The organism is Photorhabdus sp. HUG-39 (assembly GCF_963878365.1).
GTDB lineage: Bacteria > Pseudomonadota > Gammaproteobacteria > Enterobacterales > Enterobacteriaceae > Photorhabdus > Photorhabdus kayaii.
The window spans coordinates 222,725-235,603 of sequence record NZ_CAWNWY010000004.1 but is presented as its reverse complement, the minus strand read 5'-3'; the positions used below and the strand labels follow the sequence as shown (position 1 = coordinate 235,603).

Below are 12,879 nucleotides of genomic sequence, written 5' to 3'. Positions count from 1 at the left end.
ATAGCTGGATGAATCGCTTTCGCCGGATACTGATCCGATGGGAAAAGAAGGTCGAAAACTATGAAGCTATGTTACATTTTGCGTGCGGGATTATAGTTTGGAACAAAACCCTATTGGGATAGGCTCTAATTGTAGCTTATCAACATTAAATGCGATTACAGACTGGCAAAAAAACAGGCATGACTGGACAATTGAACCCGATTGGATTGTTCAGAGCCCAGGTGTTGTTACTGCGATTGATATTATAATTAATGCACTTTCGGAGCCCGATGATTCTATCATTATAATGACACCTGTTTATGGGGCATTTTCGCGCTCTATACTCGCCAATCAACGCTCCGCAATAACTGTTCCTCTTCATAATATTAGAATCTTCAATTAAAAATATGCTCCATATCTGTCATTTTCAGAATGATGACTGCGTCAACTGACAGAGCTAAACCCTATGGATTTCAAGATGCATCGCGACGGCAAGGGAGCGAATCCCCGGGAGCATAGAGAACTATGTGACCGGGGTGAGTGAGTGCAGCCAACAAAGAGGCAACTTGAAAGATAACGGGTATAAACCACCCAGGTCATAATTCCGGTAGTTAGATATGGTCGAGTTGCCCGAGGGGATCTCACCCATAGGCTCTCACGCAACTGGACGTGAAATAGAGTAGAGCGCCAGCGAGTTACCATTTGCTATGACACTTTTCCGAACGCCTCCTCTCCAAACCGGACATGAGACTTTCGACCTCATCCGGCTTTCCAGTATCATTTTTCCCGATTTTTAGTTGGACGAAACTTGTAAATCTCCTTACGGGCAAACTTTATTGTCTCTCCACACCAGTCACAACGCCTGAGCACATGCCCAGGCGGAACTCCATGCCCACTGGAAGTTATAGCCACCAAGCCAGCCGGTGACGTCTACCACTTCCCCGATAAAATAGAGTCCTTTTATCTGATTAGCTTCCATCGTTTTGGATGAGAGTTGGTGAGTGTCGATACCTCCCATTGTCACTTCGGCGGTGCGATAGCCCTCTGTACCGTTGGGTTGTACCCGCCATGATTGGAGGTTTACCGCCAACTGTGTTTGCTGATTTGGGGTTAGTTGTTTAAGAGCAATATCTGGGATTTGGCCGAGCGTTTGCAGGCACTCTGTCAACCGCTTTGGTAATAATTTTGCCAAAGTATTTTTTACGCTTTGGTTTGGATGAGAACTCCGCTCTTTCTCCAGAAGGGCTTCCAGATCATTATCTGGAAGTAAGTTAATACTCACAAACTCTCCTGATTGCCAGTAACTGGAAATTTGTAAGATTGCTGGACCAGAGAGTCCTCGGTGAGTAAACAGGATATTTTCTTTGAATAGAACGCCATTTTCGGCGGTGACAATGGCGGGAACGGACACACCAGAGAGCATATGAAGTTGCTCCAGTAGTAGTTTATGCAGAGTAAAAGGTACAAGGGCGGCGCGGGTTGGCAAGACTTTCATGCCGAACTGTTCTGCAATTCGATACCCAAAAGGCGTTGCTCCAAGACCTGGCATAGATAATCCACCGGAAGCGATAACAAGTGAGCGTGTACTTACTTCTTTTCCGTTAACGAGGATAACGAAACCTTGCTCATTTTTTTCTACCTGGCTAACTTCACTGCGCAGACGAATAGTGACCTGACCGGCTTCACACTCTTTCAGCAACATATCAACTATCTGTTGGGCGGAATCATTACAGAAAAGCTGCCCTAGTGTTTTTTCATGGTAAGCAATGCCATGACGCTGAACCAGTTCGATAAAATCCCATTGTGTGTAACGGGCCAGAGCAGATTTGCAAAAATGGGGGTTAGCAGAAAGATAAGCTGATGGTTCTGTGTACATATTAGTGAAGTTGCAACGTCCACCACCGGACATCAAAATCTTACGCCCGGCTTTTTTACCATTATCCAGAACGAGTATCCGTAAACCGAGCTGTCCAGCCTGAGCTGCACAGAACAAACCTGCTGCACCGGCACCAATAATCACCGCATCAAATTTTTCCACTGTTTTTCTCTTTATGACTAAATAATTTAGTGGGGAATTTCCCCTAATATGTTGTATTTTTGATAAGTTTGTAGGGAAAAAGTCCTTTATAACTTAAAATTGTCAATTTTTTAAAAGATATGTAATTTAATGATATATAAGGAGTATTCCTATTTCTTATTGTTATCTAGTTGTCATGAAATCAAAAAAAGTTCATATTTCACTTCCCCCGCTAGCATTTGTCACTGATAATGCGCCGCGTTCATGTCCAACTAACTGGCTTAACGTTTATGCTACATCTTTTTACTGGCCTGGATTTTCACACCAGCCTAATGTTAGTACTGGCACTACTGTTTGTGCTATTTTATGAAGCCATTAATGGCTTTCATGATACCGCGAATGCGGTAGCAACAGTTATTTATACCCGTGCTATGCGAGCACAGTTCGCCGTTGTTATGGCTGGGGTATTTAACTTCTTTGGTGTTCTTCTTGGTGGATTAAGTGTCGCTTACGCGATTGTACATTTACTTCCAACCGATCTTCTTCTCAATGTCAGTTCTGCTCATGGCCTTGCTATGGTGTTTTCCATGTTGCTGGCTGCGATTGTCTGGAACCTTGGGACCTGGTATTTCGGTTTACCTGCATCCAGTTCTCATACCCTGATTGGTTCTATCATTGGTATCGGTTTGACCAATGCGATCGTAACCGGTTCTTCTGTGGTTGATGCGTTGAATGTGCCAAAGATGATACAGATTTTCCTGTCGTTGATCCTCTCTCCTTTAATCGGATTGATCATTGCAGGGGCAATCGTGTTTCTACTGCGCCGTTACTGGAGTAGCACCAAGAAACGTAAACGTATTCATCTGACTCCCGCTGAACGAGAAAAGAAGGATGGTAAGCGTAAACCTCCTTTCTGGACACGCACTGCGCTGATTTTATCTGCGGTAGGTGTCAGCTTCTCTCATGGGGCGAATGATGGTCAGAAAGGTATCGGTTTGATTATGCTGGTGCTAATTGGTGTGGCTCCAGCGGGATTTGTCGTAAACATGAATGCCAATGGTTATGACATTGCCCGTACCTACGATGCCATTACTCACTTGCAGCAATATTATCAGCAGCATGGCGCAGCGTTATCCCATGTAATTGAACTGACTCCCTCGGTTGCTGTTGCGGAAGATGAATCGGAAGGGCGATTCCATTGTGATATTACGCGTGCTGTTGTTGTTCTTGATCAGACAGAAAGCCTATTAAAGGGCATTCAGAGCTACAGTGAGCTGAGTGCTGAACAGCGTAACAATATGCGTCGCATGTTGATGTGTATTGCTGATACGGCTGAGTCTTTGGCTAAACTGCCGGAAACCCGTGCTGAAGACGCCCGTTTCCTGAATAAATTGCGGAAAGATTTATTACACACCGTTGAGTATGCACCTGTCTGGATTATCATTGCGGTAGCACTAGCACTGTCTTTGGGAACGCTGGTTGGCTGGAAACGTGTTGCAGTCACTATTGGTGAGAAGATTGGCAAAAAAGGTATGACCTACGCGCAGGGTGTTTCAGCTCAGATGACTGCTGCTGTTTCAATTGGTGTTGCGAGTTATACCGGTATGCCGGTCTCTACTACGCAGGTACTTTCTTCTGCGGTGGCTGGAACGATGTTAGTCGATGGCGGTGGTGTTCAGAGGAAAACTATCCAGAATATCATGTTGGCTTGGATACTGACGCTGCCGGTTTCAATCGGGTTGTCCGGTACGCTTTACTGGTTCGCTTTGAAACTGATTTAATTATTTTAATGGATAATTTGAAGGCGGTATGGATCAACTATACCGCCTTTTTCTTTAATACCAAATCAACATAGAAATCAGGCAAATAACAACTAGTCCACTCAGTGCACTGGTCAAAATAAATTGTTTTCTCAACCTTTCACAACGAAGAACAACTTCTGGATCATGATGATCAAGGTAACGTTGTGAATTGATGTAGTTCACTAGCCGTATTTGCTTATTAAGTTGCCCATGAGTAGTGAAAAAGCCGTTACCGTCTACTGATTGATAAAGCAAGGGATCAGACTGACGAAGAATGGACAGCAATGCTCGTAGTGAAGAGAAGTAGCGCATCATATTGATAATGCAGACAAGACACAGTGCCCAAAACAGTGCGATTGTACTGAACATAATCCCCTCCTTAGAATGGTTAGCTAGAGCTGTCACAAAAAAGAAAAAATCAAAATTGCAGGTGGTGACACCTTATATTTATTGTAGGAAAGATAGTCAGATAGTACAAAAAACCTGTTCTGTGTCAGTTGGGACAAAACTGGCAGAAAAACATCATAAACACTTATCTAGTCAGTTTTATCCAACCATACAACTCTAGAGAGACTGATTAGTTGTTCGCGTAAATATGCTGAGTTTCAAGGAAGGCCATAAATTCAGAGTAGGATTTTGTTATCCATCAAGTGGCAGGAAGAACAATTGTGGTATATGTTGTTTGGTGGATGTTCTTTGTCCAGTCGTTGAATACGATGATCTGTGATCGAAACAGTACTTGAAGAACATCCTCAGTAGTAATATACCCTATGGATTTCAAGATGCATCGCGACGGCAAGAGAGCGAATCCCCGGGAGCATAGATAACTATGTGACCGGGGTGAGTGAGTGCAGCCAACAAAGAGGCAATTTGAAAGATGACGGGTATAAACACAGGATAGTGGCAATTTGCCCTGCCAACTCACTAATTCGGCATTATGGAAGGAGTTCGCTTATGGCTTACAAACATATTCTTGTTGCGGTTGATTTATCCCCGGAAAGTCAGGTTTTGGTGAGAAAAGCTGTTTCTATGGCTAAACCGGACAATGCCAAAGTTTCCCTGATCCATGTTGATGTTAACTATTCCGATCTCTACACCGGTTTGATTGATGTTAATCTCGGTGATATGCAGCAACGTATTACTGACGAGACCCGCAGTGCGCTGAAAGCTCTCTCTGCAAATTCAGATTATGACATTCAGGAAACCCTGAGTGGTAGCGGTGATCTGGGGCAAGTACTCGTTGATGCAATTAAGAAATATGACATAGATATGGTTGTTTGCGGTCATCATCAGGATTTCTGGAGCAAATTGATGTCTTCTGCTCGTCAGTTAATTAATACGGTGCATGTTGATATGCTGATTGTTCCTCTGCGTGATGATGAATGACAACAGATTGAAAAGTTATTCGATAAAATCGCCTGCTTATGCAGGCGTTTTTTTGGGTGAAATGGAGTGTTGTTTGGTTTATACCCGATGCAATCAAGAAATTTTTTTTACCTTTCTGCAAAAAAACTTCTTGAAAGATGAATATAGAACAGTGATATATTCAAAGGGCAAACACAACTTACCTCACATTTTCGACAAAAATAATTATTAGAAAATGGCTGGGGTCCCATCACAACCGAAGTAGAAATAAGGAATAACTAAATGAGCTGTTTACTATCTTTGTCTTCATTTCTTGGATCGATTCAACGCAGGGATGAATATCAACCAGAATATCTCCAGGCTGTTCGGGAAGTATTCACCTCTCTTTGGCCGTTTCTTGAACAAAATCCAAAATACCGCGAACACAGCTTATTGGAGCGTATGGTGGAGCCAGAAAGGGTTATCCAGTTTCGGGTTTGTTGGGTCGATGATCAGGGTAAAGTTCAGGTAAACCGTGCATGGCGAGTGCAGTTCAACTCAGCCATTGGGCCATATAAAGGTGGTATGCGTTTTCATCCATCGGTGAATCTCTCTATTCTGAAGTTCCTGGGCTTTGAACAAACCTTGAAAAATGCGCTGACAACCTTACCAATGGGTGGAGGTAAAGGCGGTTCAGATTTTGATCCTAAAGGAAAAAGCCAAGGCGAAGTGATGCGTTTTTGCCAGGCATTAATGACAGAATTGTACCGACATTTGGGGCCAGATACCGATGTGCCCGCAGGTGATATTGGTGTGGGTGGCCGTGAAGTGGCTTTTATGTCAGGGATGATGAAAAAGCTTTCTAACAACACGGCTTGTGTATTCACTGGCAAAGGTCTCTCTTTTGGCGGTAGTTTGATTCGCCCGGAAGCAACTGGTTATGGTCTGGTCTATTTCGTCAATGCCATGTTAAAACGTCATGGCATGGGGTTTGAAGGTATGCGCGTATCGGTTTCCGGTGCTGGTAATGTCGCGCAATATACGATTGAAAAATGTATGGCATTGGGAGCGAAAGTGGTAACCGCTTCGGATTCCGGCGGTACCTTAGTCGATGAGGAAGGTTTCACACCAGAGAAGCTGGCTCATCTTGAAGAGATAAAAAACCAACACTATGGCCGAGTGGAAGAATATGCCAGAGAGCGGGGTCTGACTTTCTTGAAAGGGTTACAACCGTGGTCTGTGCCGGTTGATATCGCTTTGCCATGTGCTACCCAGAATGAACTGGATTTAGATGCGGCTAAGGTTCTTATCAAGAATGGCGTTAAAGCTGTTGCTGAAGGGGCGAATATGCCAGCAACTATTTCAGCAACTGAAGCCTTTATTGAAGCCGGTGTGCTATTTGCACCAGGTAAAGCAGCCAATGCGGGTGGCGTGGCAACATCTGGTTTGGAAATGGCACAAAATGCGGCCCGTTTAGGTTGGAAGGCTGAAAAAGTGGATGCACGTTTGCATCACATCATGCTAGATATTCACCACGCCTGTGTTGAGTATGGTGGCGAGGGTAAACAGACCAATTATGTTCAGGGTGCGAATATTGCTGGATTTGTGAAAGTTGCCAACGCCATGCTTGCTCAAGGTATTCTGTAGGCTAAAAGATATCAGCCGCAATATACGGCTGATTTTTTTAACAAGGATAAATGTCAAAACGGTGGTTTTTCGTGGTGATAGCTGCTGATGCAGCAACTCCAGCTAAGGGTTCTGCATAATCAGGCCGCTTTACCACGACGCGGCGTTTTGCCAAAGCGCGTGCAGGGGATAGCAAACTATCAGCATCTTCATCAGCGCCAACCAGAGATTGGAACACTCGCATCTCTTTTTTAACCAGTGCACTTTTCTGCCTATGTGGATACATAGGATCAAGATAAACGACATCGGGCTGTGGCGTAATATCGGCCAGCGCTGTAATGCTGGAGGCATGGAGCAGTGTCATGCGTTCTTGCAGCCAGCTACCAATTTCTTCATCCTGATAACCCCGTTGCAGCCCATCATCCAGCAATGCTGCGACTACAGGATGGCGTTCCAGCATTCTTACATGGCAACCTAGTGATGCCAGTACAAAGGCATCGCGCCCCAGGCCTGCGGTAGCATCTACGACTGTTGGCAGATAATCTTTTTTGATCCCGATGGCCTTAGCGATAGCTTCACCGCGTCCGCCACCAAAGCGGCGGCGATGGGCCATTGCACCTGATACAAAATCGACATAGATGCCACCTAGCTTTGGTTCATCTCGTTTGCGAAGTTCAAGGCGTTGAGGGGTAAGGACCAACGCCATAATAGCGCTTTCGTTATGCACTAACTCCCAGCGCTCTACCAGTTGAGATAAGGCGCTGTTATCAGCGCCTTGTTCACAGATTAAACAGATTCCCACCTTAAATTATCCTTTAATACCGGCCTTGCGCAGCATTGCATCCAGTTTTGGTTCACGGCCACGGAAGCGTTTGAACAGCTCCATTGGTTCTTCGGAACCACCACGGGACAAAATGTTATCAAGGAAAGATTGCCCGGTTTCGCGGTTAAAAATGCCTTCTTCCTCGAAGCGGGAGTAAGCATCGGCTGCTAACACATCAGCCCATAGATAACTGTAGTAACCCGCGGCATAACCACCGGAGAAGATGTGGGTGAATGAATGTGGGAAACGGCCCCATTCAGGTGAAGGCACTACCGAGACCAATTTTTTCACTTCCTTTAAGGTCTTCATGGTCTGAGCACCTTTCTTTGGATCATACTCAACATGCAGACGGAAATCGAACTGACCAAACTCAAGCTGACGCAAGATCCGCATAGCCGCTTGATAGTTTTTCGCTGCTAAAAGATTATCCAACATGGATTGTGGTAGAGGCTCTTGGGTTTCATAGTGACCAGAGATAAATGCCAGTGCTTCTGGTTCCCAACACCAGTTCTCCATGAACTGGCTTGGCATTTCGACTGCATCCCACGGTACACCGCCAATACCGGAAACGCCGGCAGTTTCAATCTGGGTCAGCATATGCTGTAGACAGTGACCGAACTCGTGGAACAGCGTATTGACTTCATTGTGGGTGAACAACGCTGGTTTATTACCAACAGGTTTATTGAAGTTGCAGTTCAGATAAGCGACAGGTTTTTGCAGTTCACCGTTGGAACGACGCATTCTGCTGATACACTCATCCATCCAAGCGCCACCACGTTTATTCTCGCGTGCGTACAGATCCATATAGAAGCTACCGCGCAGCTCATTGGTGTCATCGTACAGATCAAAGAAACGGACATCTGGATGCCAAGTTTCTACATCATGGCGCTCTTTGGCGGTAATACCATAGATACGGCGAACAACTTCGAATAACCCTTCAACAGCCTTTTGTTCAGGGAAATAAGGACGTAACTGCTCATCATTGATAGAGAACTCGTACTGTTTTTGTTTTTCGCCATAGTACGTCATATCCCAAGCTTCCAGCTTGTGGGCACAATGATGCCATTTAGCAAAACCTTTTAATTCATCTACTTCTTCTTCGCCCTGTGGATGCGCGCGTTTTGTCAAATCATTCAGAAAATCCAATACTTCCTTCGGGGTTTTTGCCATCTTGGTTGCAAGGGATTGTTCAGCATAATTTTTGAAACCAAGCAATTGAGCCTGTTCGTGACGCAGCGCAAGGATTTCGGCGATCACTTCGCTGTTATCCCATTTACCTGCATTTGGGCCTTGATCGGATGCGCGGGTATTGTAGGCGTGGTAAATTTCCCGACGCAGTTCACGGTTATCTGCATAAGTAATAACCGGCTGGTAACTTGGTGCTTCTAAAGTCAGTAGCCAGCCTTTTTGTCCTTTAACTTCTGCTTGTGCTTTAGCGGCGGCAATCGCGCTTTCAGGCAGACCAGACAGATCTTTCACATTAGTAATTAATTTAGTCCAGCCCATAGTGGCATCGAGCACATTATTGTTGAATTGCGAACTTAAATCTGACAAACGTGCACTGATCTCGCCATAACGTTTCTGCTTCTCTTCGGGCAGACCAATACCTGATAGTTTAAAATCACGCAGTGCATTTTCGACAACTTTGCGTTGAGGCAGAAAGAGCTTCTCAAACTCAGCACTTTCACGTAATGACTTATAGGCTTGATATAATCCCTTGTGCTGACCTAACCAGGTACTGAATTCGGACAGTAATGGCAAACTTTCTTCATAGACGGCGCGTAATTCTGGGCTGTTCTTAACTGCATTCAGATGATTGACTGGTGACCATGCACGGGATTGTTTATCCCCTGCTTCGGCCAATGGTTGACACAGATTATCCCAGGTAAAAACGGTATTCTCGGCCAATATTTTTTCGACGGTTTGGCGATAATTGGCAATGACTTCCTTTACAGCCGGAACAACATGTTCTGGTTTAATAGAAGAAAATTTTGGTAAACCTGATGGAACGAGTAACGGATTAGTCATATAAAGCGTCCTGTTTATGTGTTGGATACATTGCTGAGCGGAGCAACCCTGTATCGTAATGGGTATCGGCTAATAAGATGTAGGTAAAATTTGGCAAACACAACGCGAATGTTGAGCTTATGAACAATAAAATTTAATGCTTTTTAGCAAATTGAGAATGATTTCAGCAAACGGATTCAGAAGCCAGATAATATGCGCTATGATGAGTCGCTTTTCATAATTCTTTGTATTTATATGGAAGATCATCGTCCCCGGTGGGGCGGCTGGACTTCAAATCCAGATGGGGCCGCCAGCGGTCTCTGGCAGGTTCGACTCCTGTGATCTTCCGCCAATTAGCCTTCCCTGAATTCCACCACAGTCAATAAATCCCTTATACTACCTGCCATTGCAATCAGTTATGTTCTCCTGAGGTCAACTCATGTCTACCAGAATCAAGTACATTCTGGGGGCATTATGGGGGGTATAAAAGATGCCCCTATTTTGAGGTGCCCCCAATGAAGTTAACAGCCCGACAAGTTGATACTGCTAAACGAAAGAAAAGCCTTACAAGTTATCTGATGGCGGTGGCCTCTACCTTGAGGTAGCAACCAGCGGCTCACGTTACTGGCGTTTGAAGTATCGTTACGCAGGTAAAGAAAAACGTCTGGCTTTTGGTGTATATCCAGAAGTCTCCTTGGCTGAAGCGCGTGATAAACGTGAAGCTGCAAAAAAGGTACTGGCAGCAGGTAACGATCCTGGTGAAGTAAAGAAAGCAGAAAAAATCGCTCAGAAGCTAGGCTTTGAAAACACTTTTGAGGCAATTGCGAGAGAGTGGCATCAGTTGAGAGGTGATCGCTGGTCATTGCGCTATCGGGACGAAATTATGGATACCTTCGAGAAAGATGTTTTTCCCTACATTGGTAAGCGTCCCATTGCAGAGATAAAACCGATGGAGTTACTTGAAACTCTGCGCCGAATGGAAAAACGTGGAGCGTTAGAAAAGATGCGCAAAGTCAGGCAACGCTGTGGTGAAGTATTCCGTCATGCGATCGTGACCGGACGCGCTGAATATAATCCAGCCCCTGATCTCGCTACTGCCCTTGCAACACCAAAGAAAACAAATTTTCCCTTCCTGACTGCCGAAGAACTACCGCACTTCCTTAGCGATCTTGCAGGGTATCCCGGCAGTATTATCACCAAAACGGCAACCCAAATTATCATGCTTACAGGTGTACGAACTCAGGAGTTACGTTTCGCCCGCTGGGAAGACATCAACTTTGAAAAGCGACTCTGGGAGATACCAGCTGAAGTAATGAAGATGAAACGACCACATACCGTTCCGCTGTCAGATCAGGTAGTGGCACTTTTTGAATCACTTAAGCCAGTTACCGGCATGTACCCTCTTGTTTTCGTTGGACGTAATGATCGTACTAAGCCGATCTCAAAGGAAAGCATTAATCAGGTGATTGAGTTATTAGGATACAAAGGAAGGCTGACGGGGCATGGTTTTCGTCACACAATGAGTACCATTCTGCATGAAGAAGGTTTTAACTCGGCGTGGATTGAAACTCAGCTTGCTCATGTGGATAAGAATGCGATTCGTGGGGCTTACAACCATGCGCAATATCTGGATGGAAGGAAAGAAATGATGCAGTGGTACGGAGATTATATTACTAAGTTAAGTAATCAAAGGTTATTAAAATTTTAAAGGTTGATTTTTAATTATATACTCAAGATACTTCAAAGTGCATGTTTGAAAAACGATTATGTTGTTGAATTTAAATGTTTTTATATCTGACGACTCAAGCATCTTGAAGTTCATTCGGTATAGATTAATAAGAAGAAAAAAATATTTCTCCATTCTTAATAAATGTTCACATCTATTAAGATGAAATTTAATGAAAAATAAAATTTAACATTGCAAAAGAGATCAAAGAAATTCACGAAAATTATATTTATTAAACTTTTTAAACACGTTGAATCTTATTTTTAGAATCTTCCAACCAATACGTGCCTTTACTGGCACGATTGATCGTCTAATAGTTTTCGACTTCCTCTAGGAGGTCGCCAATGGCGCTTCTTGCGCTTCTTGTGTTTTATTTTTTGCCTCAGCCACTATATCACTAAAAGAGCTTTCAAAATCATTCTCTTCACTTTCGATAATCTCTTCATTAGGAGTGGTCGATTTTGCATTAACTTTTAGATCAGTAACAATAGATGAAAACAGTTTTTTTCCTACAATGTTGTATAACTGCAAACCAATCGCCAATTTTTTCGACTCAAGACTCACATCTGAAGCTTTAATTGATTCCAACTCTTTAAACAGAGTATCAGATTCATCACCTGGAACATTTTGCATAAGCTGTAAGCAAAATGGGTGGACCTTTGATGATAAATCTTCATAACTGACATCATTAAGAATTTCAGTTATATCCTTAGATCTCCGCCCCGCTTGGTCTCGATCAACTTGCCTATCAATAATGTCTATCATTTTTTTTAATATCAAGTTGAGGCCTAAATCAATTTGTGATTGGGAATTTTCGGACCCAAGCTTAAGAAAGGAGCTACGCATTACAAAAAAACTACCAATAGAGGCATAAAGAACATTAGCGACTTGCTTACTCGCTTCATTCGTTGTTGTAAGATTTAGGCTTTCAGAAACTTGTTGATTGACACCAAAGGTATGTAATAAGAATAACCCAGCACAACAAATCAAGCCGTTAATGAATAAATAAAATGCCCCTGGAAGGCATTTCATTACTGAAACAGGTTCATCTTTATATCTTGAACCTAACTCGATAGCACTTAACAGAACACCAATTATAAAAACACAAAAGTATTCCATAATCCCCTCAAGACTGAAGAAGTTAGCAGGAGCAATCATCAATAAAATCAGCAAGATAGCCCTAGTCGGAAATGTGCTATCATCATATTTTTTGCTGTTATTTCGTAAGTTTAAGAATGGCATTCAGGCCTTCTCTGGTAAGTCTTATATTTAAATTATCTGGGCCAACATTATTAGAATCCCCGACACGTTCATGATTTATGATGCTGACGGATATATATCCTGATTTTTTTAAACCTTTAACAATTGTTGATAATGCATTGTAATTAATACCCATGATAGATTTTATTTGCTTAATTGTTGTAGTTGAGTTTGCATCATGAGATGTTAATACACCAATACATTTCAAAGCCTTATTTGAAAGCTCTTCATAAAAATCTAGGGTGCTTTTAGCCTCACTGTCTCGTAAAGCGGAGTAACTCATAATTCGTTTCAT

The 12,879-nt window shown here is 43.4% G+C and carries 10 protein-coding genes, 1 tRNA gene and 2 pseudogenes; 7 read left to right on the top strand and 6 right to left on the bottom strand.

Annotated features, from left to right (window positions below):
- Positions 1-122, top strand: a pseudogene (locus tag AAC155_RS05120) (IS5/IS1182 family transposase); the annotation flags it as partial.
- A complete protein-coding gene (locus tag AAC155_RS05115) occupies positions 98-382 on the top strand; it encodes an aminotransferase class I/II-fold pyridoxal phosphate-dependent enzyme (protein ID WP_191214751.1) in 285 nt (94 codons plus the stop codon). The pseudogene AAC155_RS05120 and the gene AAC155_RS05115, both read left to right, overlap by 25 nt.
- A 450-nt stretch (positions 383-832) precedes the next feature.
- Here the strand turns inward: AAC155_RS05115 and AAC155_RS05110 are convergent, their stop codons facing one another.
- A complete protein-coding gene (locus AAC155_RS05110) occupies positions 833-2,017 on the bottom strand; it encodes an NAD(P)/FAD-dependent oxidoreductase (RefSeq protein WP_113041271.1) in 1,185 nt (394 codons plus the stop codon).
- Positions 2,018-2,286: 269 nt separating this feature from the next.
- Here AAC155_RS05110 and pitA point away from each other — a divergent pair, with 269 nt between their 5' ends.
- Positions 2,287-3,777 (top strand): inorganic phosphate transporter PitA, encoded by a 1,491-nt coding sequence (pitA, locus tag AAC155_RS05105; RefSeq protein WP_113041270.1) that lies wholly within the window; start codon positions 2,287-2,289, stop codon positions 3,775-3,777.
- A gap of 54 nt (positions 3,778-3,831) precedes the next feature.
- On the opposite strand, the gene uspB is transcribed toward pitA, so the two are convergent.
- The gene (gene uspB / locus AAC155_RS05100) at positions 3,832-4,167 is read right to left on the bottom strand and encodes a universal stress protein UspB (protein WP_049583893.1); all 336 of its coding nucleotides are present in this window, start codon (positions 4,165-4,167) and stop codon (positions 3,832-3,834) included.
- A 585-nt stretch (positions 4,168-4,752) separates the two neighbouring features.
- Between uspB and uspA the strand changes: the two genes are divergently transcribed.
- Positions 4,753-5,184, top strand: coding sequence for a universal stress protein UspA (gene uspA, locus AAC155_RS05095; protein WP_113041269.1), 432 nt, complete (start codon positions 4,753-4,755; stop codon positions 5,182-5,184).
- 261 nt (positions 5,185-5,445) lie between these two features.
- Positions 5,446-6,789: an NADP-specific glutamate dehydrogenase gene (gdhA, locus tag AAC155_RS05090; protein ID WP_113041267.1), complete on the top strand. Its 1,344-nt coding sequence runs from the start codon at positions 5,446-5,448 to the stop codon at positions 6,787-6,789.
- 37 nt (positions 6,790-6,826) lie between these two features.
- Here gdhA and rsmJ read toward each other — a convergent pair whose 3' ends face one another.
- Positions 6,827-7,570, bottom strand: coding sequence for a 16S rRNA (guanine(1516)-N(2))-methyltransferase RsmJ (gene rsmJ, locus AAC155_RS05085; protein WP_113041266.1), 744 nt, complete (start codon positions 7,568-7,570; stop codon positions 6,827-6,829).
- A gap of 6 nt (positions 7,571-7,576) precedes the next feature.
- Positions 7,577-9,619 carry an oligopeptidase A gene (gene prlC / locus AAC155_RS05080; RefSeq protein ID WP_113041265.1) on the bottom strand — a complete coding sequence of 681 codons (2,043 nt, stop codon included), beginning with the start codon at positions 9,617-9,619 and terminating at the stop codon, positions 7,577-7,579.
- 236 nt (positions 9,620-9,855) lie between these two features.
- On the opposite strand from prlC, the gene AAC155_RS05075 reads away from it, so the two are divergent.
- Both AAC155_RS05075 and AAC155_RS05070 read left to right on the top strand, forming a co-directional pair.
- Positions 9,856-9,950 (top strand) — tRNA-Sec (locus AAC155_RS05075).
- A 163-nt stretch (positions 9,951-10,113) separates the two neighbouring features.
- Positions 10,114-11,306, top strand: a pseudogene (locus AAC155_RS05070) (tyrosine-type recombinase/integrase).
- 348 nt (positions 11,307-11,654) lie between these two features.
- On the opposite strand, the gene AAC155_RS05065 reads toward AAC155_RS05070, so the two are convergent.
- Entirely contained in the window at positions 11,655-12,566 is a 912-nt protein-coding gene (locus AAC155_RS05065) for a hypothetical protein (RefSeq protein WP_113041264.1), read from the bottom strand.
- Positions 12,541-12,879, bottom strand: coding sequence for an Rrf2 family transcriptional regulator (locus AAC155_RS05060; protein ID WP_113041263.1), 339 nt, complete (start codon positions 12,877-12,879; stop codon positions 12,541-12,543). Before AAC155_RS05060 ends, AAC155_RS05065 begins: the two co-directional genes overlap by 26 nt.

Excerpts from the sequence above, each read along its gene's own strand:
- pitA (WP_113041270.1), top strand. The coding sequence starts at position 2,287 with ATGCTACATCTTTTTACTGGCCTGGATTTTCACACCAGCCTAATGTTA.
- uspB (WP_049583893.1), bottom strand. The coding sequence starts at position 4,167 with ATGTTCAGTACAATCGCACTGTTTTGGGCACTGTGTCTTGTCTGCATT.
- uspA (WP_113041269.1), top strand. The coding sequence starts at position 4,753 with ATGGCTTACAAACATATTCTTGTTGCGGTTGATTTATCCCCGGAAAGT.
- gdhA (WP_113041267.1), top strand. The coding sequence starts at position 5,446 with ATGAGCTGTTTACTATCTTTGTCTTCATTTCTTGGATCGATTCAACGC.
- prlC (WP_113041265.1), bottom strand. The coding sequence starts at position 9,619 with ATGACTAATCCGTTACTCGTTCCATCAGGTTTACCAAAATTTTCTTCT.
- AAC155_RS05065 (WP_113041264.1), bottom strand. The coding sequence starts at position 12,566 with ATGCCATTCTTAAACTTACGAAATAACAGCAAAAAATATGATGATAGC.
- AAC155_RS05060 (WP_113041263.1), bottom strand. The coding sequence starts at position 12,879 with ATGAAACGAATTATGAGTTACTCCGCTTTACGAGACAGTGAGGCTAAA.